Origin of the sequence: Pollutimonas bauzanensis, assembly GCF_900129885.1 — a bacterium.
Lineage (GTDB): Bacteria > Pseudomonadota > Gammaproteobacteria > Burkholderiales > Burkholderiaceae_B > Pollutimonas > Pollutimonas bauzanensis.
The window spans coordinates 18350-43070 of the sequence record NZ_FQXE01000014.1 but is presented as its reverse complement, the minus strand read 5'-3'; the positions used below and the strand labels follow the sequence as shown (position 1 = coordinate 43070).

Below are 24721 nucleotides of genomic sequence, written 5' to 3'. Positions count from 1 at the left end.
ACGCTCATCGGCGGGCTGGGCACTTTTACCGGCCCGGTGCTGGGGGCTTTTATCGTGGTGATGCTGGAGAACAAGGTGGGCGAGTTCGGGCGCTTCCTGAGCAATGCGACCGGGGTGCAGTGGTTCCAGGTGCTGGGGGAGTCGGTCACGATCGTGATCGGGCTGATCTTCATCATCTGCGTGATGGCTTTCCGCCGCGGCATCGTGGGGGAGTTGATCTATCGCTTCAAAAGCAAGAAGGCGTAGCCGCCAGGCGGCCTGGTTTCCAGGCCGCTACTCAAAAGGGCGCTGCGAAAACGGCGCCCCTTTTTTATTCTTTCATTCGATGGTTGTTTGCAATGGAGGTTTCGGTTGCTGCCTCTTTGTGTGGTTGATCTTCTTGACACGCCGCTGGGCTGCATCCCAGGTTTTGTATCTCTGCCGGGACGGGCTGGGTGCTTGGCATTCTTGCGTAATGGTTACGGCTGGCGAAAGAGCTTGTGCGCTCGCCCGGCGCGGGCCGCCAGCCGGCCCGCTTGGGCATCGGGGCAGGTCTGGCCAACGGTGTCGTTGGGCCGATGGCAGGCTTCAATGGTGCAGCTTCCAACGGTCCGCCCATGAAAGGCTCATTCAGCAACGGTACATCCAAATTATGCATATGCCAATAGGCCACCAGGAGCCGGCCCACGACAAAAGAAACGACAAAGCGCCAAAACTTGGCATCCGTCTTAAGAACAACAACGCACCAGACTTGGCACACGCCTAAAGAAACCTCAGAGCATCAGGACCCGGCCCACATCAAAAGAAACGACAAAGCGCCAAGACCTGGCGCGCGTCAGAAGAACCACAACAAACCACGACCCGGCACAGGTCTAAAGCCCTCTGCCACGGCGCCGGCGGCGAAATTCCCAATTGCCGGATCGCAGGGGCGGTCGCTCGCGCGCGCTTGGCCGGTTCACAAGCGCACTCCGCTGGACGAGGTATCGCGCTACCCGATGGAACCCGGCGCTTGCAGGCCATTGCGCGAGGCGCCCGCCATCTTGAGCTCCACCCGCTCGAGCATGGTATGGGCCGAGTACCACAAATGCTTTTGCATTGCCGCGTAGGCGGCATCCTGATCGCCCGCCAGGATGGCCTCGGCAATCGCCTCGTGCTGTGTTATCGAATTCTTGATGAGCTGGCCCGTGCCTATGACTTGCCGAAGCAGCGTCATGAATACGGCCAGCTGATACCTGTCTATCAGTTCGCCGAGTTCGGGGTTGCCGCTGAGCTTGACGATGGCCTGGTGGAACTCGCGGTTGTGCGTAATGAAGGGCTGAATGTCCTGCTGGCGTTTGTGCTCCAGGCCCTGGTCGACGATGGCCTGGAAAAACTTGCGGTTGTCTCCTTCGTCTATCTTCGCGGCGGCCAGGCGCGCCGCCTGGCCTTCCAGCGCCTCGCGTATTTGAAACAGATGAATGATTTCGTCGGGCGACAGGCGCCGCACCAGCGCGCCGCGGTTGGGTATCAGCTGGACCAGCCTGTCGGCGGCCAGGCGCCGGAACGCCTCCCGGAGAGGGCCCCGGCTGACCCCCAGTTCCTCTATGAGATCGCGCGAAATGAGGCGCTGCCCGGGCGCGAGCGTGCCTTCGAGGATTTGTTCTTTGAGAACGGCCGCTATCCGTTCGACCATGTCACCGCTGCGTAGCACATTCTCCGCTTCCGGGGGACTTGTGATGTTTCGTCGACTGTTCATTGACTGGAAATTTCCGTGACAAATGTAGGGATATACTTTAATCTAAAAGTGTAGGACAAAAATTACGATACCTATTCAGGAGACAAAAAATGAATCTCAAGCCTTTTCTTGCAAAGGCGCTGTGCGGCCTTTTCCTGCCAGCCGTGCTGGCCGGCGGCAGCGCGCGCGCGACCAATTTGACGGTCACGCACTGGGCCGACGGCATGTATGGCACACCTTTCGCTGTCGCCCTGGAAAAAGGCTTTTTCAAGGACGCCGGGGTCAATGTTACGGGATTCATCACGTCTCAGGGCGGCGGAACGACGGTGCGCAATGCCCTGGCTTCGGATATTCCCTATGGCGAAGTCGCGCTTCCGGCCGCCATCGCCGCGATCAAGCAAGGCGTGCAGCTCACTATCGTTCATGGGGGCGTCCTCAGCCTGGCGGACAATGTCTGGGTGGCGAAAAAAGACTCGCCCTTGAGCACCATCATGGACCTGAAGGGCAAGAAGCTGGGCTACAGCAGCCCGAAGTCGGTGACTGACATGGTGTCGACGATGGCCTTGAGCAACCGGGGCATCCTGGCCGATGTGGACCGCAAGGCCGTGGGCAGCCTCAGCTCGGCCTATACGGCGTTGCGCGAGGGGGCCGTCGACGCCATTTACATGACCGAGCCGGTGTTCAGCCGGGAAAGGGACAACATCAAGATCGTCTTCAAGTCCGGCGACGAAATACCCAGGGCGACCCAGACCGTGGGCATCGTCCGCAGCGATTACCTGAAGAAGAATCCCGCGACCATCAAGGCCATTATCGAAGGGCGCCGCAAGGGAGTCGAGTATCTGTTGAAAAATCCCGAGGAATCCGGCGACATCCTGGCCAAGTACTACAAGATCGATCCCAAGATCGCCAAGCTGGCGATCAACGACATCCTGGCGTCGAAAGGGGATTACTGGAGCGCCGGGAAACTGGATTATGAAGGCATGAACGCCATGCTCAAGGGGCTGATCCTGGTCAAGGCGATAGAACCCGGGCCTTTCGACTGGGCGGCCATCGTGGACGAAAGCCTGCTGCCCGCCGACCAGCGCAGCAAGTAGGAAGCGCCATGGCGAGCCCCCTGAAAATGATCAAGCAAACTCCCGGTCCGGCGCCGTCCTGTAAAGCCCATGTCGCGGTCAAAGCGGCTACGAAAATATTCGCCGCCCGCGACGAGGGTCCGCCCCTGCATGCGCTCGGGCCTGTCTCGTTCGATTTGCGGCAAGGGGAGTTTTTCTCGGTGGTTGGGCCGTCGGGCTGCGGCAAGTCGACATTGCTGGACCTGGTCGCGGGCCTGAGTCCGCCCACTGATGGAAGCATCCATTTTGAAGGCGCGGAAATCAAGGGCCAGGTGCCCGACGGGGTCGCCGTGGTGTTCCAGGAGGATGCCAGCTTTCCATGGCTGTCGGTCTTCGATAATGCGGCATTCGGCGCGCGCCGCGCGGGCCTGGCCGAAAACGAGGTCAAGGAAAGGGTGGACCACGCGCTGGCCTTCATGGGCCTGGCCGGCTTTGCCCGGACCTATCCGTCGCAGCTCTCGGGCGGCATGCGGCAGCGGGTTTGCATAGCGCGCGCCATGGTCCTGCGCCCGCGCCTGATGCTGCTGGACGAGCCTTTCGGGGCGCTGGACCAGCAAACGCGCTTGCTGATGGGCGAGGAAACGCTCAAGCTATGGCGCGAAACAGGCTCCACGGTCATGCTGATCACCCATTCCATCGACGAGGCGGTGTTGCTGTCGGACCGCATAGGCACCATGTCGGCCCGCCCGGGCACCTTCATTGATATCGTCGAGACCGGCTGGAGCCGCGAGCGCGGCAGTGAAACGGCGATGGACCCGCGCTACGGAGCGCTGCAGTCGAAAATCTGGGGCTTGCTGCGCAGTGAATCGCTCAAAGCGCTCGGGGCCTGACCATGGACAGCGCAACGATCCTGCCTGCCGATATCCGCCGCCGGGGCCGGGCTGGCGCGGCGTCCAGGCACCGCGTCGCCCTATTGCGATGCGCGGTCATCTTGCTGAGCATCGTCCTGCTTGAGATTGCCAGCCGGCTGGCGTGGATAGACCCGATATCTTTCATCCCGCCGTCGGAAATGGCATGGAGCGCGTGGCGGCTTCTACAGGAGGGAAGCTACCAGGAGGATATGCTTCTAACGCTGTCATCCGCGGCGGTTTCCATATTGATGGCCACCTCGGTGGGCTTTCTATTCGGCCTCGCGCTGTTCAAGCTGCCGCGCTTGCGGCGGGTGATAGACCCGCTGCTGCTGTCGTATTACGCAGTTCCCATTTTCATTTTCTATCCCATGCTGATAGTCCTGTTCGGGCTGAACAGATGGCCCCTGATCGTGCTCGGCTTTCTGTTTGCGGTGGTGGCGATGGCGGTCAATACGCTCAACGGCCTGGAGCGCGTTCCGAAAGTCCTGCTGCGCACCGCGAGAATGCTGCGCATGGGGCGCGCCCAGGAAGTCTTCCTGATCACCCTGCCGGCCAGCCTGCCCTTTGTATTCACCGGCATCAAGCTCGCCATTGTGTATTCCTTCATCGCCATCATCGGCGGCGAGTTCCTGCTGTCGGGCGCCGGCTTCGGCTATCAGATCGCATTCGCCTACAACAATTTCGACAACCCGACGATGTATGGCCTGATGTTTTTGCTGCTGGCCTTCGTCGGCGCCGTCAACCTGGCGCTGCACGCCATGGAGCAGCGGCTCTACCAGCGCCGGGTGCTCAAGGAGCTTGCATGAACGCGCATGAGAAATTCCAGGCCGGCATCCGCGGCCGGGCAGGGCAGTCCCGCGGGATGGATGGCTTGCTGCTGGTCGGCGGAATCCTGCTGTTGTGGCAGATCGCCAGCTGGAGCCTGGGCGTCGAAGTCTTGCCCGGCCCTTGGCGCACTGTGGCGCAATTGCGGCGCGAATTCGGCGACCCGGATTTTGGCGCCCATCTGGCCGAAACCAGCAAGGCCTTCTTTTCCGCCTTGCTCATCGCGGTGGTGGGCGGCACCGCGATAGGCCTGATTTTGGGCGCCCGCCGGCTGGCTGGCGACGTGATGGAGCCGATACTGATCGCCCTGTATTCCATCCCCAAAATCGCCTTGTATCCCATCATCCTGCTGATGTTCGGCCTGGGCATTTCGGCAAAGGTGGCGTTCGGCGTGATTCACGGCATCATTCCCATCGTGATATTCACCATGACCGCGGTGCGCAACATCCGTCCGGTCTATCTGCGTTCCATCCAGGCGCACCGCCTGACGCCGTGGCAAGGGGCCTTGCATGTCCTGATTCCCGCGACGGTCCCCGAAATCGTCGCCGGGCTGCGCATCGGCTTTTCCCTGACCCTGCTCGGCACCCTGCTGGGGGAAATGTTCGCCTCGCAGCGCGGCATAGGCCACCTGCTGATGCTGGCCATAGACCGCAACAATGCGCCGGCCATCATGGCCCTGGCCTTGATGCTGTTCCTGTTCGCGACGGCGGCAAGCATCGGACTGCTGCAGTGGGACCGCCATTTGCGGCGCGGCAGCTAACCCCTTGGAAAAACACCATGGCCAATACTCTTTTCGACAAGATCTGGGACGCCCACGAAGTGGCGCTGCTTCCCGGCGGAACCAGCCTGCTGCATGTGGACCGGCATTTGATGCACGAGCTCACGGGCGTCGAGGCCATCAGGACACTGGAGCGCCGGCGCGCGGCCATACGCAACCCCGGGCTCACCTTCGCCACGCTCGACCACGTGACCTCCACCCGGCCCGGCAGGCGCGCGGGGGATGAGCCATGGAGCACGGCCATGGTCGACGCCTTGCGGCGCCAGGCGGCCGACAAGGGAATCCGGCTGTTCGATATCGACGACGGCCGGCAGGGCATTGTGCATGTCATCGGCCCCGAACTGGGCCTGACCCTGCCCGGGCTGTCGATCGTGTGCGCCGACAGCCACACCTGCACGCATGGCGCGTTCGGCGCTCTCGCGTGGGGCATAGGTTCGTCGGAACTGGTGCATGTCCTGGCCACCCAGACCATCAGGCAGACGCGCCCCAGGACGATGCGTGTCAACTTCGCGGGCGCGGCGGGACTGGGGCTCACCGCCAAGGACATGATTCTTCACCTGATAGGTCTGCTGGGCGCCTCTGCGGGCACCGGCTACGCGGTGGAGTATGCCGGCCCGGCGATCGCCGCCCTGGATATGGAGGCGCGCATGACGCTGTGCAACCTGTCCATCGAGCTGGGCGCAAAGATAGGCATGATCGCTCCCGACGAGACGACCTTGCGCTATGTGCAGGGGCGCGAGTTCGCGCCCACGGGGGCGGCGCTGGAGCAGGCCATGGCATATTGGCGCAGCCTGCCCTCCGATGCGGGCGCCGTGTTCGACATGGAGGTGGAGGTCGACATCAGCCAGGTCAAGCCGCAAGTCACCTGGGGGACCAGTCCGGAACAGGTGGTGGCGGTCGACGGGGTGGTTCCGGATCCCGGCGCGCAAGCCGACCCGCAGCAGCGCTCGAACCTGGCGAGCGCGCTCGCCTATATGCAATTGCGGCCCGGCCAGCGCATGGACCAGATCAGGATCGACCGGGTATTCATAGGCTCGTGCACGAATAGCCGGATTTCCGACCTCCAGGCCGCGGCGGCCGTGCTCAAGGGCCGCCACGTCGCCGCCGGCGTTACCGCCTGGGTGGTGCCCGGGTCGTCGCAAGTCAAGCGGCAGGCCGAGCGCGAAGGCTTGCACCAGGTTTTCCTGGATGCGGGCTTCGAATGGCGCGAGCCCGGCTGTTCCATGTGCGTGGGCGCGAACGGCGACATGGTGGCGCCCGGGCAGCGCTGCGTATCCACGTCGAACCGGAATTTCGTCGGGCGGCAGGGGCCCGGCGCCATGACCCATCTGGCAAGCCCGGCGGTCGCCGCCGCCAGCGCCGTCATGGGGCGGATAGCCTGTCCTGAAATGATGGGGGGCCCAGCATGAAAGCCTTCACGATCTGCGAGGGCCACGCCGCGGCCTTGATGCAGGACAATATCGATACGGACCAGATCATCCGCATCGAACGCATTGCGCAACTGGCGCGCGGCGAATTTGCGCCATGGGCCTTCGAGGTGTGGCGCTACCTGGACGACGGCGCCGAGAACCCGGCTTTTCCACTGAATGCCGAACCCCACCGGCATGCCAGGATCCTGATCAGCGGCGACAACTTCGGCTGCGGCAGTTCGCGGGAAATGGCGGTATGGGCCATCGAGGAATTCGGCATACGCTGCATTATCGCGCCGAGCTATGGCGACATTTTCTTCAACAACTGTCTGCAGAACGGCTTGTTGCCGATAACGCTGGCGCGCGGCCAGGTCGAACGGCTGGCGCTTGCGGCCACGTCCGGCGCGGTGTTCAAGGTGGACCTGCGGGCCTGCACGGTCGCGGCCGGCGCCGGTGGAGCGATTCGCTTCGAGCTGCCCGAGGCGCAGCGGCAGTCATTGCTGCTAGGCCAGGACGAGATCGACCAGACCCTGGCGCTCGAGCCGCGCATAGACGCATTCCAGGAACGGGACAGGGTGGCGCGGCCGTGGGTATACATGAAGCGCTGACCGCGCGGGATTATTTTTTGACGTGGCAATATCTAATCGATAAGGATGTACAGGCATGGCTGGAAACTCTAAAACTTTGAAAAGCCTTTTTGCGCAAAAGAAGCTGCTTGTCGCGCCGGGCATATTCGACATGATCTCTTTGAAGGTGGCGGACCAGCTCGGGTTCGACTGCCTTTACATGACGGGGTATGGCACGGTCGCTTCCTACCTGGGCCTGCCGGACGCGGGTATCGCGACATACACCGATATGGTCAACCGCGTGGGCGCATTCTGCGGCGCCACTTCGACGCCGATTATTTGCGACGGCGATACCGGTTACGGCGGTTTGTTGAATGTGGCGCATACCGTGGAGGGCTATATGCGCGCCGGGGCCGCCGGGATCCAGCTGGAAGACCAGGAATTCCCCAAGAAATGCGGCCATACCGCGGGGCGCAGGGTCATCCCCGCGCAGGATATGGTCAACAAAATCAAGGTCGCCAAGGACACGCGCGGCGACGCGAAGGATTTCCTGATCATCGCCCGCACGGATGCCCGAACTACTCACGGCCTGGACGAGGCTTTGAACCGGGCAGAACAATACCTTGCCGCTGGCGCGGACGTATTGTTCGTCGAGTCGCCGGAATCGAAGGACGAGCTGGCCGCCATCGGCAGGGCCTTCGATGTTCCCCTGATAGCCAATATGGTCGAGGGCGGGCGCACGCCCCAGCCTACCGCGCGCGAACTGCAGGACATGGGCTTCGCCCTGGCCATCCATCCAGGCCTGGGCTTTCTCGCCATGGGGCACGCGCTGCACAAGGCCTATTCGCACCTGAAAAGCGCAGGCGATTCGCTGGGCTATGACGAGATCGACGATTTCGAGGCGTTCAGCAAGCTGATCGGCTTCCAGAAAGTATGGGACTTCGACGCCAAGTACAGGAGCCTGGAGTCGCAGCGGTAAGCCGCAAACCTGTATTTCATGGCTGGCAGCCCAAGGCGATCGCAGTTTGTCATTTCTCCAGCACGCCATCGGCGAGGCGCTGCGCCAGGAAGTTCACCAGCGCGGCAACGCGCGGCGCCAATGTCCCCTGCTTGTAGAAGACCGCCCATACCGGCTGCCGCCATGGCAGCGTGGCGGCTTCCAGCACGGGCGCCAGCGCGCCGCGGGCCACGTCCTCGCGGGTAAGAAAGTCGGCCAGGCAGGCCACGCCGGCGTGAGCCAGGGCCAGGTGCCGCAAAGTCTCGCCGCTGGAGGCGGCGACTGCCGGCTGGACCGGCAGCCCGTCGCCGCTTTCGTGCGCCAATGGCCAGATATTCAAGGACGCCGGCGCGGTGAATCCCAGCAGCCTGTGGTTCGAAAGATCTTCTATCCCCAGCGGCGTGCCGTGGCGGGCCAGGTATTGCGGCGAAGCCAGCAGCTTGAGCGGGCTGCTCCCCAGGCGCCTGGCATTCAGCGTGGAATCGGCCAGGGGGCCGATGCGGATGGCCAGGTCCACGCGTTCCTCGATCAGGTCGATGACGGTTTCGCCGCTTATCATTTCCAGGCGCAGCAAAGGATAGCTGTCCATGAATTCCGCGGCCAGGGGAGCCAGCAGATGGTCCAGGACCGGGGTGGCGGCATTGACGCGCACCAGCCCCGACGGCTGTGAAAAGCAGGCCACCAACTGCTCTTCAGTGTCCTGCAGATCGGCCAGCAGCTTGCGCGCCCGCAAGAGCAGCCATTCGCCTTCCTCGGTGAGGTCCAGCCGCCGCGTGGTGCGCGTGATCAAGGCCATGCCCAACTGTGATTCCAGGCGCGACAGGGCGCGGCTCATGCCTGACGGAGTCTGGCCCAGGCGCTCGGCGGCGCCGGTGAACGAGCCCGTGTCGGACACGGCGACGAAGGCCAGCAGCGAGTCGATATTCAGCATTATTGACTCCGAGTCAAAAGTATATTGTAGACAAGCCGGTTTTTCTCCGGCCGCGCAGGCCCCACACTGCAAGGCATCTATTCTGCATACCGGAGAAAACCATGCCTCTTGCCTTATGGGCCCTGGCGCTGAGCGCCTTCGCCATAGGAACGACGGAGTTCGTCATCGTCGGCCTTATTCCCACCATCGCCGCCAGCCTAGGCGTATCCGTGCCTTCCGCCGGACTGCTGGTCAGCGTCTACGCCCTGGGCGTGGCGGTTGGCGCGCCGGTGCTGACGGCCTTGTCCAGCCGCGTGCCGCGCAAGCAGCTGTTATTGGCATTGATGGCCTTGTTCACCGTGGGCAACCTGGTCGCATGGATGGCGCCGGGCTACGCCGCCCTGATGGCGGCGCGGGTGCTGACCGGCCTGGCCCATGGCGTGTTCTTTTCCATAGGCTCGACCATCGCCACCGGGCTGGTGTCCAAGGACAAAGCCGCCAGCGCGATCGCCCTGATGTTCACCGGCCTCACGGTGGCGCTCGTGACCGGCGTGCCGCTGGGCACCTTCATCGGCCAGACTTTCGGCTGGCAAACCACCTTTCTCGCCGTGTCCTTGCTTGGCGTCATCGCGTTCGCCGGCAGCTGGATACTGGTGCCCGGCAATATCGCCAACAGCGCGCCGGCATCATTGCTGACCCAATTGGCGGTGCTCAAAAAGCCCAGGCTGCTGCTGGTCTACGCCATCACCACGCTGGGGTATGGCGGATCGTTCATCGCTTTCACCTATCTTGCGCCCATCCTGCAGGAGATAGCCGGCTTCTCGGCCTCCAGCGTCGGCCTCGTGATGCTGGTCTACGGGGTGTCGGTCGCCTTCGGCAATATCTGGGGCGGCAAGCTGGCGGACAAGAAAGGTCCCATCAGGGCGCTGCAAATCGTTTTCGCCCTGCTGGCCCTGGTGCTGCTGGCCCTGGCCTTTACCGCCACGAATCCGTGGCTGGCCGTGATAACGGTGCTGGCATGGGGCGCGGTCGCCTTCGGCAATGTGCCGGGCTTGCAGGTGTATGTGGTCCAGCAGGCCGAGCGCCACGCTCCGCAGGCTGTCGACGTGGCCTCCGGCCTGAACATCGCCGCCTTCAACGTCGGCATCGCCGGCGGCGCCTGGGCGGGCGGCCTGATCGTCGCGCATGCCGGCCTGCTGGCGACGCCATGGATAGGCGCGCTTGTCGTGCTCGGCGCCCTGGGCTTGACGACGCTGGCCGGCCGGCTCGACAGCGGCGGCGCCGCTGCGATGGCCCGGCCGGGCCTGGCTGCCGAGTCTCATTGATTGCTGTCATTTCCGCCCGCAAGAGCGGGTTCTTGAACCGTTCATTACAAGGCTTTACTCATGAATATTCCATCCATTGGATTAGGCACTTTCCGGCTGAAAGGCCAGCAGGTCATCGATTCGGTGCGCGCCGGACTGGAAGTCGGCTATCGGCATATCGATACCGCGCAGATATACGAAAACGAAGCGGATATCGGGCTGGCGCTGGCCGATAGCGCCGTGCCGCGGCGGGAGCTGTTCATCACCACCAAGATCTGGACCGGCAATCTGGCGGCCGACAAGCTGCTTCCCAGCCTAAAAGACAGCTTGAGGAAATTGCGCAAGGAGCAGGTCGATATGGCACTGATCCATTGGCCCGCGCCGCAGGATGCGCTGCCCGTCGCCGAATACATGGCGGCATTGCTGGAAGCAAAAGAGCAGGGCTTGACGCGCCTGATCGGTGTGTCCAATTTCACTATCGCCCATCTGGAGCGCGCCATCGCAGCCGTGGGCGCGCCAAATATTGCAAGCAACCAGATAGAGATCCACCCCTTTCTGCAGAACCGGAAAGTCGTCGACTTCGCCAAGAGCAAGGGTATCGGATTGACCGCCTATATGCCCCTGGCGTACGGCAAGGCGCTGGACGAGCCGCTGATCCAGGAAATCGCCGCCAGGCATAAGGCCACTGCCGCTCAAGTTGCCCTGGCCTGGCTGCTGCAGCAGGGGTTTGCCGTCATCCCTTCGTCAACCCGGCGCGAGAACCTGCAGGGCAACCTGGCCGCGCGCGCTTTGCATTTGCCTGACGAGGACATGGCGGCGATCGCCACGCTGGATCGCAACGAACGCCTCGCCAATCCCGATTTCGCGCCGGCCTGGGATTGAGCCTTCTGTGCTCGCGGGCGGCGGCTGGGGCCCTATCGCTTTAGATGTTCCTGAAAGAAGGCCAGGGTCCGCTTCTGGGCCAGGGCCGCCGATTGCGGATGGAATGAGCCGCGTTGTTCGCAGCCAAAGCCATGGCCAGCGCCCGGATAGGTATGGATGTCCACGCCCGGTTGCGCTGCCTGGATGAGCGCGATGTCCTGCGGCGGTATGGAGCCGTCTTCAAGCCCGAAGTGCATTTGCACTGGAATTTGCGGCGTTTCTTCGCGGGACTGGGCGATTCCGCCGCCATACCAGCATGACGAGGCGCTGAACCTCCGGCTGCGGCAGGCTGCCAGCCAGGCTATGGTGCCGCCCCAGCAATAGCCGACGATCCCAAGCTTGACGGCGGGCGCGAAAGCACTGGCTGCCGCCTCGATATCCAGCAAGGTTTCGCCTTCGGCGATCTTGCCGCGCAATTCCAGGCCGCGCTTGACATCCTCGGGAGTGTATCCAAGCTCGACGCCTGTTTCGGCGCGGTCGAAGAGTGCCGGGCAGATGACCCGATAGCCCTGCGCAGCGAATTGGTCCGCGACATTCCTCATGTGGCTGTTCACGCCGAATATTTCCTGCACCACGACAATGCCGGATTGCGCATCCTCCGGTCCTGCGACATACGCATTCAGTTTATGGCGGTCGGATGCTGTGAGTTGGATTTGCATGAGAGTCCTTTGTTTATGGCTTGTTGAAAAAGGAAATTGAATGGAAGATGGCGCCGTGCGCGGATAGCGGGGGCACCAGTGAAATCCAGCGGATGATGATTGCCCGCAAATTGCTCAAGGGCTGATCACATCAAGGGCCGATCGAATCCAGCCGGACGCCAAGCTTGCGGGTCCAGGCCAGGCCGTCGTCGGTATCGGCCCGCGGCTTGTATTCGCATCCGACCCAGCCATCGTAGCCCAGCTCATCCAGTTTTTCGAACAGGGCTTCGTAGCGCAGTTCGCCTTCATCCGGTTCGGCGCGGCTGGGCACGGCGGCGATCTGCACATGGCCGATACGCGGCAAATAGCGCGCCAGCCTGGTCAATACGTCGCCCTCGGTGACCCCCACGTGATAAGCATCGAACATGATGCGCACATTGGGCTTGCCGACGCGGTCCAGAACGGCGTCGGCCTGAGCCAGGGTGGAATAGAAGTAGCCGGGCGCATCGCGCGGGTTGAGGGGCTCGAGCAGCAGCGTCAGGCCATGCGCCGCCGCTTTGTCGGCGGCAAGCTTCAAGTTCCGCACAAAGGTGTCGGCTGGCGCGGCCGCCGGAGCGCCGGCCGCCGGAGCGCCGGCCGGTACTATGCCGGCCATGGCATGGATCGCGCGCGCCCCGCTGGCGATGCTCCAGTCTATGGCCTGGTCCACGGTCTGCTGGAACTCGGCCTCCCGGCCGGGCAGTGCGCCCAGCCCGGATTCGCCTTTCGCCGCGTCGCCTTTGCTGGTGTTGACGCCCAGCAGGGTCAGGCCCAGTTCGGCGCACAAGCCGCGCACTTCGGCGGCATCCGTATCGTAGGGCCAGTGCAGCTCGATGGCTTTGAACCCGGCCCGGGCCGCCGCCTTGATGCGTTCCGGCAGGGGGCGGTCGGGCCAGAGGAAGCCAAGATTGGCGGAAAATTTCGGCATTATTGCGGATCTCCTTTAAGCGCAGCGCTCAGGTCTGCTTTCAAGTCTTCGATATGTTCCACCCCCACCGACATGCGCACGAAGTTGGGTTCGATGCCGGCGGCCTGCATTTGCGCCTCGGTCATGGTGCCGGCCCACATGGCTGCGGTGTGGACCACGAGGGTTTCGACGCCGCCCAGGCTGACGGCGTGGGTGGCCAGCTTGAGCGCGGATACGAAGCGGCTGGTGGCTTCAAAGCCGCCTTTGATGGAAAACGCGATCACGGCGCCAAAGCCCGTCATCTGGCGCCGGGCCAATTCATGCTGCGGATGGCTCTGCAGGCCCGGATAAAACACCTGCTCGATCTTTGGCTGGGCTTGCAGCCACTGCGCCAACCCCAGCGCATTGGCATTGATGCGCTCCATGCGCAGCGCCAGTGTGCGCAAGCCGCGCAGCAGCAGCCATGCGTCCATGGGCGACAGCACCGCGCCCAGCGTGGTGTGCATGGTCCAGATGCGTTCAGCCAATTCCCTGCTGCAGCATACGGCGCCGGCCGTGATGTCGTGGTGGCCGCCGAAATACTTCGTGGCGCTGTGCACCACGATATCGATGCCCAGCGCATGCGGCTTCTGATTGAGCGGAGACGCGAAGGTGTTGTCGGCGACGGTGAGGATGCCGCGCGGCCGGGCCAGCTCGGCGACAGCCGCCAGGTCGGTAATGGAAAGCGTGGGATTGACCGGGGTCTCGACCATGATCAGCTTGGTCCCGGGCCGGATGGCGCCGGCAATCGCTTGCAGGTCGGTCTGGTCGACGATGGTCGAATGCACGCCGAATCTCGGCAGCACTTCTTCGAACAGCTTGGAGGTGCTCATGTAATGGCGCTGTTGCGCGATGACATGATCGCCCGCCGACAGCAGGCCCAATATGGTGGTGCTGATCGCGCCCATGCCCGAGCCCATCAACAGCGCGGTTTCGGTGCCTTCCAGTTCGGCCAGTATGGCTTCCACGCGCTTGTGCACGGGGTTGCCATAGCGCGTGTAGAAGCCGGGATGGCGCGGCGTGTTCGCCATGTCGGCGAATTCGTCGGCCGTCCCGGCCCGGAAGGTGGCGCTGTAGTGTATCGGCGCCACCACTGAAGCGTCGCTGGCCAGGCCGGCATCGCCATGCAGAACGGTGGTTTCGTCATGCCAGTTGCCGCCACTGGCGACCGATGCGGACTGCGCTACAACCTTCATTACCAGGCTCCGGAAGAATGCGGGCGGCTGACAGTAGCGGGCCTGCATTGAAAAGACGAAAGATGCCATGATACGACAGCGGTGCAGGAATATCGTTATGTTCGCGTCGGCCAGCGGAAAGGGGAATTTCCTGGAAACTAGGGATAACTATAGGGCGCCGTCTATTGCGTAATTTCATCAGGCCGTCATAATTATGAATTATTAATGATGGTTTACGGCGGGAGGCGCGCTTTGAGCACTCGTATTGTCCAGCAGGTGTTGTATCTGGAGGTCGCCGCCAGGCTGCGCGCCATGATCCAGTCGGGCGAGCTCACCTCCGGAGCCTGGATAGACGAAATCCGCCTGACCAAGGAGCTGGGCATTTCGCGCACGCCGCTGCGCGAGGCGCTCAAAGTGCTGGTCAACGAAGGCCTTATACGCCTGGAACCGCGCCGCGGCTGCTTTGTCAATGAACTGTCGGCGCGCGATCTGGACGATATCTTTCCGCTGATGGCGATGCTTGAAGGCCGTTGCGCCTACGAGGCCGCGCGCAAGGCCAGCGACCAGGATCTCAAGCGGCTGGAACCCCTGCACCAGCAGCTGCGCGCGCATGCCGCCGCAGGCGACCCCGACCAGTACTATGCCACGAACGCCTTGATACACGAGGCGGTGCAGGCCCTGGCCGATAACCATTGGCTATCGGACCTTATCGATAACCTGCGCCATGTGCTCAGCCTTTCCCGCCACAAAAGCCTGACCCTGCCGGGGCGCGTGCAGGAATCCTGCGCCGAGCACCTGGCTATTTTCGCCGCCCTCAAGGCGCGCGACTCCGAAGGCGCCGAGGCGCTGACGCGCAAGCATTTGATGCATCAGCTTGCCGCGCTGCACACGCTGTCCGGACAGGCTGCCCTGGCGTCAGGCGCGGCGAGTGCGGCGCATTCCAAAACCCAGGAGCTTGAATCATGACAGCGACGGATACATTGAAACAGGCGCCGGCAAACGCTGACGTGGATGAATCGAAACCCAATGAAACACAGGGCTTGATGGCCCGCCTGGGGCGCTGGCTGGACCGGGACCGCTGGCCCGTGCCGGCGGAAACCCAGACACTGTTCTCGGCGCGCATCACCGATGTGGCCGCCAACCGGCTCGCCAAGCAATGGAGCGTGCGCTATGGCGCGGCCGACGGCAAGGAACGCCGCGCCCTGCTGGCGGCATTGGCGCAGGCCAGCGCCGGCCTGGAGCCGCGCGGCGACCAGGGTTTGCGCCTGTTCCGCCGCCTGTACGCGCAGGCCGACAGCCTGCATCTGCTGGTCGAGCTGCGCGCCGATATGCTGCGCTGGCGCAATCAGGTGGCCGGCTTGACCGTGCTCGAACGCGAACTGGAAGGCCTGCTTTCCAGCTGGTTCGATGTGGGCATGCTTGAACTGCGGCCCATCACATGGGATTCGCCCGCCTCCCTGCTGGAAAAGCTGATCCAGTACGAAGCCGTGCACGAAATCCGCTCATGGGAAGAGTTGCGCCACAGGGTGGCGGACCATCGCCGCTGCTATGCTTTCTTCCATCCGCGCATGAACGATGTGCCGCTGATTTTCGTGGAGGTGGCCTTCGCGACGCAGATGGCCGACAATGTGCAGGTCCTGCTCGATCCCAAGGTGCCGGCTTCTGATTTGAACAAGGCGCGCTGGGCGATTTTCTATTCCATTTCCAATACGCAGCCCGGCTTGCGCGGCATCAGCTTCGGCAATTTCCTGCTCAAGCGGGTTGTCGACGAATTGCTGCGCGAGCTTCCCAAGCTCAAGTCCTTTGCCACGCTGTCGCCGATGCCGGGTTTCGTGGATTGGCTGGCCAAACAGGACGGCAAGGCCATGCAGGAGCTGCTGCACGACAAGGCCGACAAGCAGCAAGCGCTGGATGACGCATCGGCGGGACTGAAATGGGTCGAGCGGCTCCAGGCCGCCGCCAGCGGGACGGCATCCGAATCGGCGCAGCGCACGGGTTTGCGGCTGGCCGGGCTATATCTCAAAAGCATGAAGAATGGCCAGCCTGTCGATGTGGTGGCGCGCTTTCATCTGGGCAACGGCGCCCGCATCGAACGCGTGAACTGGGCGGCGGACCGCTCGGCCAAAGGCATTGCGCAGTCTTGCGGGATCATGGCCAATTATCTTTACGACCTGGAGCAGCTCGATGACAACCTGGCCCAGCTGGCGGCGGGCAAACCCAAGACCGGCCTGAATCTGCGATGGCTATAGTCCCGGAAGCCGATACAGGCGAGGGCCGGGTGCTGGTCGACTATGACGGCCCGATAGCCCTGGTGACCCTCAGCCACCCGGGGCGCTTGAACGCCATCAGCGTGTCCATGTGGCAGGCGCTCGCCAGCCTGTTCGCCGAGCTTTCCGGCAAGCGCGAACTGCGCTGCGTGGTATTGCGCGGCGAGGGCGGGAATTTCGCCGCCGGCGCCGATATCCGCGAGTTTCCGCGCGAACGCGCCGACCTGGCGGGGGTCATGCGCTATCACACGCAAGTGCTTGCGCCCGCCCTGGAAGCCATAGCGGCATGTGTGCATCCGGTGCTGGCCCAGATCGAAGGCGTGTGCGTGGGTGGCGGCCTTGAAATCGCCAGCCAGTGCGACCTGCGCATTGCCGCGAGCTCCGCGCGTTTCGGCGTTCCCATCAACCGCCTGGGCTTCCCCATGGCGCCTGGCGAAATGCGCGGCCTGCTGGCGCTGGCGGGCAGGGCGGCGACGCTGGAAATCCTGCTGGAAGGGCGGGTGTTCGGCGCCGAAGAAGCAATGTCCAAGGGCTTGCTGACGCGCGTGGTCCCCGACGTGGAAGTCGCTGCCGACGTCATGCGCGCAGCCCGTCGCCTGGCCAAGGGAGCGCCGCTCGCGGCGCGTATCAATAAACAGACGGTGGCGCGGCTGTGCGCACGGCCTGAAGCCTTGACCGAGGCCGAGCTTCGGGCTTTTTTCGATTATGCTGATAGCCGCGATCACCGCGAAGGTGTGAGGGCATTTCTGGCCGGCCAAGAGCCGCAATTTTCAGGAGATTGATTTGGACGGCAACGCCAATTTATATGCTTTGCTGGCGACGGGCTTTCCGGCAGACCGCAGCGCCATCGCCATCGAGACACCCGCGCGGTCCTATAGCTGGAACGATGTGGAAGAGCATAGCGCCCGATACGCCAACCTTTTGCGGGCGCTCGAGCTGCCCGCCGGGTCGCGCATCGCCGTCCAGGTCGAGAAGTCCCCCGAGGCCTTGATGCTGTATCTGGCCAGCGTGCGCGCCGGGCTGGTGTATCTGCCGCTCAATACCGCTTACCGCGAGCCGGAAGTGGAATATTTCCTGCGCGATGCCGAGCCCGCGGTGGTGGTATGCGATAGCGGGAATCAGGAATGGATAGCCAGGCTGGCCGAAAAGACCGGCACGGCGCATGTATATACGCTGGACGAGGAGGGCGACGGCAGCCTGGCGGTGGCCGCGGCAAGCCAGTCCGGCGAGTTCGCGACAGTGCGGAGCCTGCCCGATGACCTGGCGGCCATACTTTATACCTCGGGCACCACGGGGCGCAGCAAGGGCGCCATGCTGTCGCATCGCAATCTGTCGTCCAATGCCCAGGTCTTGAACGAATACTGGGGCTGGCGCGCCGATGACGTGCTCCTGCACATGCTGCCCATCTTCCATGTGCACGGCCTGTTCGTGGCCGCGCACGGCGCCCTGCTGGCGGGGGCCCGCATGATCTGGCTGCCAAGGCTGGATATCGAACAAGCGCTGCGCTACCTGCCGCAAAGCACGGTCATGATGGGCGTGCCCACCTATTATGTGCGCTTGCTCAATGATGCGCGCTTCACCCGCGAACTGTGCCGCAATATGCGCCTGTTCATTTCCGGCTCCGCGCCGCTGCTGAAGGAGACCTTCGACGAGTTCGAGGCGCGCATCGGCCAGCCCATACTCGAGCGCTACGGCATGAGCGAGACCGTCATGCTTACGTCCAACCCCTACGACGCCGCGCTGGGCGAGCGCATCGGCGGCACGGTGGGACAGCCCCTGCCGGGGGTCATGGTCAGGGTGGTCGACGACGCGGGAGCCGAATTGGGGGCGGGTGAAATCGGCAACGTGCAGGTGCGCGGGCCCAATGTTTTCTCGGGCTATTGGCGCATGCCTGAAAAAACCCGTGAAGAATTCACCGCCGACGGCTGGTTCCGCACCGGCGACGTCGGGCGCTGGGGCGGCGATGCCGCGCCCGCCAACTATCTGTCCATTGTGGGGCGCAGCAAGGATCTGATCATATCCGGCGGCTTCAATGTCTACCCCAAGGAAATCGAATTGCTGATCGACGACATGCCGGGGGTCGCCGAGTCGGCGGTCATCGGCGTGGCGCATCCCGATTTCGGCGAGGCGGTGGTGGCGGTCATCGTGCCCAAGGAGGGCGCGGCGCTCGATGCGGACGCCATGATGGCGGACTTGAAATCCAGGCTGGCCAATTTCAAGGTGCCGAAACGTATATATTTTGTAGATAGCTTGCCGCGCAACACGATGGGCAAGGTGCAGAAGAACATGCTGCGTACGCAGTATTCGTGAATCCGGGGTTCGCTTCGGGAAGTTGGCAGTGCCGGTGCTTGTGCCCCGCGCATCGCATGCGGGGATGTTTTATGAAGAAATCCATACGAACTTACAGATAAGAAATCAAGAGAGGAGACCTCATGAATAAACGTATTTTGTACTCGGCCGCGGCCGCGCTGTCGGCCATGGCTTTGAGCACGGCCGCCCATGCGGCATGGCCTGAACGCCCCATCACGATAGTGGTTCCCTTCCCGGCCGGCGGCGGAACGGATACCTTCGCCCGGCCGCTGGCTCACCAATTGGGCGAGCAATTGGGCAAAAGCGTGGTCATCGACAACAAGGGCGGCGCCGGCGGCACGCTGGGCGCCGGCGTGGCCGCGCGCGCCGCGCCCGATGGCTATACCTTTTTCATGGGAGGCGCGCACCATGTCGTTGCGCCATCGATCTACAAGAAGCTGAGCTACGACATCCAGAAAGACTTCGTTCCCGTGGCGATGCTGGCGCAGCCGCCGCAAGTCATCGTGGTCAATGCCACCAAACTGCCCGTCAAGGATATAAAGGAATTCCTCGAGCACGCCCGCGCCCACCCGGGACAGATCAACTTCGGTTCCGCCGGCATAGGCAGCACCCATCATCTGGCCGGCGAACTGTTTGCCTTGAAGACGGGGATAGCGCTTACCCATGTGCCCTATCAGGGCGCCGGCCCCATGCTGACGGGGCTGATCACGGGCCAGGTCGATGTCGCCTTCGACGGCCTGGGCTCTTCGGCCTCGCATATACGCGCCGGCAGCATCCGGCCGCTGGCGGTGGCGGCCGCCAAGCGCTCGCCGTCCCTGCCCGACGTTCCAACCGTGGCCGAGGCGGGTGTTCCCGACTACGAAGTATCCACATGGTATGCCATGTGGGCGCCGGCCGGCACCCCCCCGGCCATCGTCGACAGCATGGCGGCCGAATTGACCAAGGCCTTGAATGCGCCCAAGATCAAAGAGCTCTGGATCAGCAACGGCAGCGCCACGCCCAATCTGACGGGCGCGGATTTCGGCAAGTTCGTGGACAGCGAAATCACGCGCTGGGGCGGCGTGGTCAAGGAAGCGGGCGTAGAGCAGCAGTAAACGCCGGGCGGCGCGCCGCCTGGCGGGCGCCGGCCGTTTTACAGATAGGGGCTGGCAAGCCAGATGATCCTGTTGCGCAAGCGCTTGCGGAACGGGATCATGGCCAGGCCTTCGAGCGTTACCGCCTCGGCATGGGCGATTTCCCGGTCTATCAGGGCTTCGATTTCGCGGGCCGTGGCGCGGCTGTATATTTCCATGTCCAGTTCGAAATTCAATCGCAGGCTGCGCGGGTCCAGGTTGGATGAACCCACGTAGGACCAGGCCCCATCGATGGTGATCAGTTTGGAGTGGTTGAAATTGCCGTCGGCGCGCCATACCCGGCAGCCGTTGCGTATCACCTGGTCGAGCTGGGCCGTCATGGCATAGTTCACCAGGCGCAGGTTGTTGCGCCCCGGGATCACGATGTCCACCACTATGCCGCGGCGGGCGGCCGTGTTGATGGCGCCCAGCAGGATCTGGTCCGGCAGGAAATAGGGCGACTGTATGCGTATGTGGCGCTGCGCCACCGCGAAAGCCCCCAGCAGCATATTGTGCGTGCCCACCATATAGCGGTCGGGTCCCGAGCGTATGCAGCGCGCCGGCACGCGCGGCGACGCCGCTTGCCACTCGTCGCTGCACCATGTTTCATAGGGCAGCGCTTCTTTGGTGGTGAATTCCCAATCGTGGGCGAACACCGACATCAGCTGCAGCACCACGGGTCCTTCGACGCGAAAGTGCGTGTCGCTGGAGGTGTTGGCGCCGGCAACCGCCGTGACAAAACCGGCGCGTATATTCATGCCGCCGGTGAAGCCGACGCGGCCGTCGACCACGAGAATCTTGCGGTGGCTGCGCAGATTGGCGTAGGGCATGCGCAAGAATCCGAGCGGATTGGTCATGAACAGCGCGCAGGGTATGCGCCTCTTGCGCAACAGGCGGATGATGGACGGATGCGAATATTTCGAGCCTATGGCATCGATCAGCACCCGGATCTCGACGCCGCGATCCCGGGCGCTGGACAGCGCATCGACGACTTTGCGCCCTTCGCTGTCGTTATCGAAAATATAGGTCTGGAGCGCGATGGATTTTTTGGCGCCGTCGATGGCGGCTATCATTGCCGGATAGGTTTCGTCGCCGCCGGCGAGGGTCTGGATGTGGTTGCCGTCGCGCAGCGGAAAGCGGCTGATGCGGTCTCCCAGGACTTTCAGCGAGCCGAATTGCGGCCCGGCGACCTCGCTGACGTCCGCCAGCGGCGGATCGGGATTGCCGGAGTAGTCTTTCAGGCTCTTGTTGCGCTGCTCGGAAATATGATCGTGGCGTATGCGGTTGATGCCGGCAATCAGATATACGCAGGGCCCCAGCAGCGGCGACATCAGGATGACGCCCACCCATCCTATGGCCGCCCGCACATCGTTCTTGGTCATGGCCGCGTGCACCGCGGCCGTGCCGCCCACGGCCAGGCTCAATACAAACGCCAGATGCGGCCAATACTCCAGGAAAAGGGAATGCAAGGAAGTCATATTCAACGCCATAACAGAATCATTCTTTGCGGCCGCCTGGGCAGTGCCGGGCCGGCGTGCCCGCCATGGCCCGCGAAGGGCCATACCAGCTGCCAGTATATAGAAGATCGTTTATGCGTCCGCGGCGTCAGCGCCGCGAGGGCGGCGCAAGCTTACCCGGGCCGCTCGCGCAGGCTTTCATACCACTCGGGATTGGGCGCGCCCTGGCCGGCATATGCCTGGGCGCGCGAAGGCGCGCGCCATACTCCGCCGCCGATACCCGGCACCGGTTTGACGCCATACCAGAACCAGCGGCCGTCTTCATCCTGCGCGGCCCAATTCCAGCCTTCGGGGGCGCCGGACCAGTCGGGGCTATCGGAGCCGCCAGTCATGGGGCGGAACCGGCGCTTGCCTGTTCCGCCATGGCCGCGCACATGCAAAAAAGCCCACCGGAAGGCGGGCTCGATTCCAAGCTTTTCATTTTCGTTCCAATTTCCATGTCGTGGATAAAGCGGCTCCACGTAATGCGCTGGTCAGAAAGAAGATTTTGGGGTGACCGATGGGGCTCGAACCCACGACAACCGGAATCACAATCCGGGACTCTACCAACTGAGCTACGGCCACCACCGTAAGAGAAAAACATCAGCCAAAAAGTATAACACCGTCTGCTTGAAGGTTTGCTCTGGAAGAGAAGAAGAATTCTAGCATGAAGTGGGAAATAAGTTTTGCGCGCCGGCGCCGTCTTTAAAAAGAGAAACCGCAGGTAACCGAAGCCCCGCGCCGTGACGGTTTGAAACGTTTGGCGGTTGCGGCCTGGCGGCATTCCTCTACGATAAGGCTTCAGCAATCTTCAAAAAGGTTTTGACTGCCATGAAAACACTAAGCAAAACGCTTTTGATTGCAGCCCTTGTGGCTGCTCCTTTTGCCGCGGCGCAAGCCCGTGACCAGTCGGCCCACGAAGCCTGGATCGAGGCGCAGAAAATCGACGTCCAGCCCACGCTCAAGGTGACCGAGACGCAAATCCCGGCGGATTCCGCGACGGGCGCCTCGAGTTCGTCGACGACCGCGCCGGGCGGTACGGGCGCCAACGGTTCCATGTCCGAACCGCGCGCGCCTTCCAGCAACATGCCGTCGTCCTCCGGCGGCTATGCGCCGGCCGCCCCTTCCACCAATATGCCGCAGGAAGGGGGCGCGCCGGTCTACACCCAGCCCGGCGTCAACCCGGGCTCGGGCATGCGCAGCCAGTAAGGGCTAGAGCGACGCCGCGTTGAAGGTATCGCATTGCGCGGTGTCGCCGCTCTTGAAGCCGCGGGTGAGCCACCGCGCCCGCTGGCACATGGAACGCGTCCATTGGGGGGAAGGCTCCATTCCATTGTGATGAATGCGCCTGCCACGTACGCGCGGCCGCGCAATTGACCCTTCGATGCTCCAGCTTAGGTACGACGCAATCGGGCTGAACCGGATGCTCCGTCAGCCTGCGGCGAGTCGTTGATCGTTTTTTCGACCGCATCCAGATGGTCCAGCATGGCCTTGCGCGCCGCAGCCGGATCGCGGGATTGGATTGCTTCAAGGATGGCGTGGTGTTCAAAATGAACAGGTAAGCGGCGGCCCGCAGATATCGCTGTGGCGGTCTTGGACTCTTCTTCCAATAATCGCCGAAGCCCTGCGATTAGCTTTGCGAGCAAAGCGTTTCCGCTGCTGATTGCAATCTGCACGTGGAATTCGGCATCGAGCAGATTGCGCTTTTCTGGATCGCTCTCTGACTCCATGGTCGATAGCAATTTCGACAGACTCTGCATTTGCTGGTCCGTAGCACGGATGGCGGATTGCTCCGCGGAGGGCAGCTCAAGATATTTGCGTACTTGACTGAGGTCCGAGGTACGAAATCCGCCAAGAATCAAATCCGCGTTCACTTCGCTCGACGCAACGAAGTTACCGCTACCCGGACGCGAAGCGATCAGCCCAAGTACCTGCAGGCTGGTGATTGCCTCCCGAATGACTGGCCTGCTTACACCGAACGTTGTCGCCATTTCATTTTCCGAAGGCAGGCGGTCGTTTACCTTGAGCGCGCCTTGACGGATTGCCGCCAGCAGGCTGTCCCTGACTTGGTCAACGATCCGCGTTCGGCTGACTGCCGCGCCGGCTGCAACGCCCTTTAGCCATTCATTATCCATTTCATCCTTCCTTCTAAGGGTAAACCTTCAACCAAACTCATGGGCAATTGACCTATAATGAACCTGTAAGGCAGCTTTACTGCATGTCTATCTGATAAGTTTACCTTAAGGTTCTTACTCATGTACCGCATTTCAGCTCTTGAGACATTTATTGTCCGGCTTCCGTTCTCGCATGGCGGGCCCCCCACCGGCTTCGGGGGAGTGAATTGGGGCACGATCGACATGCTGCTCGTAAAGGTTACTTCAACCGACGGTATCGCAGGTTGGGGGGAGGCCTTCGGTTTCAACATTTGCCAGGCGACCCGCTACGTGGTCGACGGCATGATTGCGCCATTGCTCGTTGGGACGGACGTCACTGATGTGCCGGCAGTTACAGATGTGTTGCAGCGCAAGCTTCACTTGTTTGGCCGAAACGGGCCTGTGAACTACGGCATATCTGGCGTCGACATCGCCTTATGGGACTTGGCGGCAAAGACGCGCAAGGCGCCCCTCTCGGAATTGATACGTCAGGTCCATGGTGCTCCGCCGGCCTCAGAGTTGAAAGCCTATGCGAGCTTGCTGCGATATGGGGAGGTGGGTCCTCTCGCTTCCAACGTCGAGCGCTCTGTGGCGGCGGGTTACACAGCCGTCAAGGTGCATGAAACGGCTCTCCCTTGCATCGCAGCCGCTCGCCGCGCGATGCCGGCGCAATCTCCGTTGATGGTGGACGTGAACTGCCCATGGACGTTGCCAGAAGCCCAAACTGCGGCTGCGGCGATGCAGGACTACGGCATTCATTGGTTGGAGGAGCCGATCTGGCCTCCTGAAGATCAGCACGCTCAGCGCGAATTGCGATCGACAAGCAATGTTCCCATTGCGTTGGGTGAAAACGCTGGCAGCGTGGTTGATTTCAAGCGCATCGCGGAGGCCGGGGCGAGCGACTATCTGCAGCCCAGCGTCATCAAATGTGGAGGGATTTCGGCAATGCGCGAAATTGCGTCGATCTGCCAGGCAACCGGGGTGAAGTTCGCTCCTCATTCGCCTTACTTTGGCCCGGGCTTGCTTGCGACGCTGCATGTGTGCGCGGCGTTGGCTCCGGACGCTCTTATCGAGCGTCTCTATGTCGATTTGCCCGAAAATCTTTACGGCAACGTGCTTACGCCACGCAATGGAACGTTGCAAATTCCCGCTGGATCGGGGCTGGGACTAGACCCCGCGCTGGCAGTCATTGAAAAATACAGGGCTGATTGAACCAAAT

25 protein-coding genes, 1 tRNA gene and 1 pseudogene are annotated in these 24721 nt (G+C 62.6%); 17 read left to right on the top strand and 10 right to left on the bottom strand.

Annotation, left to right across the window (positions count from 1 at the left end; translation table 11 throughout):
- Positions 1–246, top strand: a pseudogene (locus tag BUB23_RS20670) (branched-chain amino acid ABC transporter permease); the annotation flags it as partial.
- A gap of 721 nt (positions 247–967) precedes the next feature.
- Here the strand turns inward: BUB23_RS20670 and BUB23_RS20665 are convergent.
- The gene (locus BUB23_RS20665; protein ID WP_073107197.1) at positions 968–1714 is read right to left on the bottom strand and encodes a GntR family transcriptional regulator; all 747 of its coding nucleotides are present in this window, start codon (positions 1712–1714) and stop codon (positions 968–970) included.
- Positions 1715–1803: 89 nt separating this feature from the next.
- On the opposite strand from BUB23_RS20665, the gene BUB23_RS20660 reads away from it, so the two are divergent.
- From BUB23_RS20660 to BUB23_RS20630, 7 genes are read left to right on the top strand one after another with little or no spacing between them, the layout of a single operon-like run.
- On the top strand, positions 1804–2787 hold the full coding sequence (locus tag BUB23_RS20660) for an ABC transporter substrate-binding protein (protein ID WP_073107195.1): 984 nt from the start codon (positions 1804–1806) through the stop codon (positions 2785–2787).
- A gap of 8 nt (positions 2788–2795) precedes the next feature.
- The gene (locus tag BUB23_RS20655) at positions 2796–3635 is read left to right on the top strand and encodes an ABC transporter ATP-binding protein (protein WP_084136170.1); all 840 of its coding nucleotides are present in this window, start codon (positions 2796–2798) and stop codon (positions 3633–3635) included.
- A 2-nt stretch (positions 3636–3637) separates the two neighbouring features.
- Positions 3638–4462, top strand: a complete 825-nt coding sequence (locus BUB23_RS20650) for an ABC transporter permease (RefSeq protein WP_084136169.1) — start codon at positions 3638–3640, stop codon at positions 4460–4462.
- Positions 4459–5241, top strand: coding sequence for an ABC transporter permease (locus BUB23_RS20645; RefSeq protein WP_245801343.1), 783 nt, complete (start codon positions 4459–4461; stop codon positions 5239–5241). Before BUB23_RS20650 ends, BUB23_RS20645 begins: the two co-directional genes overlap by 4 nt.
- Positions 5242–5258: 17 nt before the next feature.
- Positions 5259–6668: a 3-isopropylmalate dehydratase large subunit gene (leuC, locus tag BUB23_RS20640; RefSeq protein WP_073107192.1), complete on the top strand. Its 1410-nt coding sequence runs from the start codon at positions 5259–5261 to the stop codon at positions 6666–6668.
- The gene (leuD, locus tag BUB23_RS20635) at positions 6665–7276 is read left to right on the top strand and encodes a 3-isopropylmalate dehydratase small subunit (RefSeq protein ID WP_073107190.1); all 612 of its coding nucleotides are present in this window, start codon (positions 6665–6667) and stop codon (positions 7274–7276) included. The genes leuC and leuD overlap by 4 nt, the downstream gene beginning before the upstream one ends.
- Positions 7277–7331: 55 nt before the next feature.
- Positions 7332–8213, top strand: a complete 882-nt coding sequence (locus BUB23_RS20630) for an isocitrate lyase/PEP mutase family protein (RefSeq protein ID WP_073107187.1) — start codon at positions 7332–7334, stop codon at positions 8211–8213.
- Positions 8214–8262: 49 nt separating this feature from the next.
- Here the strand turns inward: BUB23_RS20630 and BUB23_RS20625 are convergent, their stop codons facing one another.
- The gene (locus BUB23_RS20625; RefSeq protein WP_073107185.1) at positions 8263–9162 is read right to left on the bottom strand and encodes a LysR family transcriptional regulator; all 900 of its coding nucleotides are present in this window, start codon (positions 9160–9162) and stop codon (positions 8263–8265) included.
- Between the two features lie 101 nt (positions 9163–9263).
- Here BUB23_RS20625 and BUB23_RS20620 point away from each other — a divergent pair, with 101 nt between their 5' ends.
- Positions 9264–10466 (top strand): MFS transporter, encoded by a 1203-nt coding sequence (locus BUB23_RS20620; protein ID WP_073107182.1) that lies wholly within the window; start codon positions 9264–9266, stop codon positions 10464–10466.
- Between the two features lie 60 nt (positions 10467–10526).
- Complete coding sequence (gene dkgB / locus BUB23_RS20615; RefSeq protein WP_073107181.1) at positions 10527–11327, top strand: 2,5-didehydrogluconate reductase DkgB; 801 nt, start codon at positions 10527–10529, stop codon at positions 11325–11327.
- A 32-nt stretch (positions 11328–11359) separates the two neighbouring features.
- Here dkgB and BUB23_RS20610 read toward each other — a convergent pair whose 3' ends face one another.
- From BUB23_RS20610 to BUB23_RS20600, 3 genes are all read right to left on the bottom strand, one after another.
- Positions 11360–12025: a dienelactone hydrolase family protein gene (locus BUB23_RS20610; protein ID WP_073107178.1), complete on the bottom strand. Its 666-nt coding sequence runs from the start codon at positions 12023–12025 to the stop codon at positions 11360–11362.
- Positions 12026–12155: 130 nt separating this feature from the next.
- Positions 12156–12971: a hydroxypyruvate isomerase family protein gene (locus BUB23_RS20605; protein WP_073107176.1), complete on the bottom strand. Its 816-nt coding sequence runs from the start codon at positions 12969–12971 to the stop codon at positions 12156–12158.
- Positions 12971–14185, bottom strand: a complete 1215-nt coding sequence (locus tag BUB23_RS20600; protein WP_073107174.1) for a trans-sulfuration enzyme family protein — start codon at positions 14183–14185, stop codon at positions 12971–12973. Before BUB23_RS20600 ends, BUB23_RS20605 begins: the two co-directional genes overlap by 1 nt.
- 231 nt (positions 14186–14416) lie before the next feature.
- Between BUB23_RS20600 and BUB23_RS20595 the strand changes: the two genes are divergently transcribed.
- The 5 genes from BUB23_RS20595 to BUB23_RS20575 all read left to right on the top strand — a co-directional run bounded on the left by BUB23_RS20595 (position 14417) and on the right by BUB23_RS20575 (position 19835).
- Entirely contained in the window at positions 14417–15130 is a 714-nt protein-coding gene (locus BUB23_RS20595) for a GntR family transcriptional regulator (protein ID WP_073107494.1), read from the top strand.
- Positions 15127–16413 (top strand): malonyl-CoA decarboxylase domain-containing protein, encoded by a 1287-nt coding sequence (locus BUB23_RS20590; RefSeq protein WP_084136168.1) that lies wholly within the window; start codon positions 15127–15129, stop codon positions 16411–16413. Before BUB23_RS20595 ends, BUB23_RS20590 begins: the two co-directional genes overlap by 4 nt.
- Positions 16404–17213 carry an enoyl-CoA hydratase/isomerase family protein gene (locus BUB23_RS20585; protein WP_073107171.1) on the top strand — a complete coding sequence of 270 codons (810 nt, stop codon included), beginning with the start codon at positions 16404–16406 and terminating at the stop codon, positions 17211–17213. Before BUB23_RS20590 ends, BUB23_RS20585 begins: the two co-directional genes overlap by 10 nt.
- Position 17214: 1 nt before the next feature.
- On the top strand, positions 17215–18741 hold the full coding sequence (locus BUB23_RS20580) for a malonate--CoA ligase (protein ID WP_073107169.1): 1527 nt from the start codon (positions 17215–17217) through the stop codon (positions 18739–18741).
- A gap of 167 nt (positions 18742–18908) precedes the next feature.
- Positions 18909–19835, top strand: coding sequence for a Bug family tripartite tricarboxylate transporter substrate binding protein (locus BUB23_RS20575; protein ID WP_425439574.1), 927 nt, complete (start codon positions 18909–18911; stop codon positions 19833–19835).
- Positions 19836–19873: 38 nt separating this feature from the next.
- On the opposite strand, the gene BUB23_RS20570 is transcribed toward BUB23_RS20575, so the two are convergent.
- From BUB23_RS20570 to BUB23_RS20560, 3 genes are all read right to left on the bottom strand, one after another.
- Complete coding sequence (locus BUB23_RS20570) at positions 19874–21331, bottom strand: phospholipase D-like domain-containing protein (protein ID WP_073107491.1); 1458 nt, start codon at positions 21329–21331, stop codon at positions 19874–19876.
- Positions 21332–21483: 152 nt separating this feature from the next.
- Positions 21484–21702 (bottom strand): hypothetical protein, encoded by a 219-nt coding sequence (locus BUB23_RS20565; RefSeq protein ID WP_073107488.1) that lies wholly within the window; start codon positions 21700–21702, stop codon positions 21484–21486.
- A 156-nt stretch (positions 21703–21858) separates the two neighbouring features.
- Positions 21859–21934, bottom strand: a tRNA-His gene (locus BUB23_RS20560).
- 270 nt (positions 21935–22204) lie between these two features.
- On the opposite strand from BUB23_RS20560, the gene BUB23_RS20555 reads away from it, so the two are divergent.
- Complete coding sequence (locus tag BUB23_RS20555) at positions 22205–22558, top strand: hypothetical protein (RefSeq protein ID WP_073107164.1); 354 nt, start codon at positions 22205–22207, stop codon at positions 22556–22558.
- A 3-nt stretch (positions 22559–22561) separates the two neighbouring features.
- Here the strand turns inward: BUB23_RS20555 and BUB23_RS27885 are convergent, their stop codons facing one another.
- Together BUB23_RS27885 and BUB23_RS20550 are read right to left on the bottom strand one after the other, a co-directional pair.
- The gene (locus BUB23_RS27885) at positions 22562–22648 is read right to left on the bottom strand and encodes a neutral zinc metallopeptidase (RefSeq protein ID WP_425439572.1); all 87 of its coding nucleotides are present in this window, start codon (positions 22646–22648) and stop codon (positions 22562–22564) included.
- A 95-nt stretch (positions 22649–22743) separates the two neighbouring features.
- A complete protein-coding gene (locus BUB23_RS20550) occupies positions 22744–23484 on the bottom strand; it encodes a FadR/GntR family transcriptional regulator (protein WP_073107162.1) in 741 nt (246 codons plus the stop codon).
- A gap of 120 nt (positions 23485–23604) precedes the next feature.
- Here BUB23_RS20550 and BUB23_RS20545 point away from each other — a divergent pair, with 120 nt between their 5' ends.
- The gene (locus BUB23_RS20545) at positions 23605–24714 is read left to right on the top strand and encodes a mandelate racemase/muconate lactonizing enzyme family protein (protein WP_073107160.1); all 1110 of its coding nucleotides are present in this window, start codon (positions 23605–23607) and stop codon (positions 24712–24714) included.
- Positions 24715–24721: the final 7 nt, after the last annotated feature.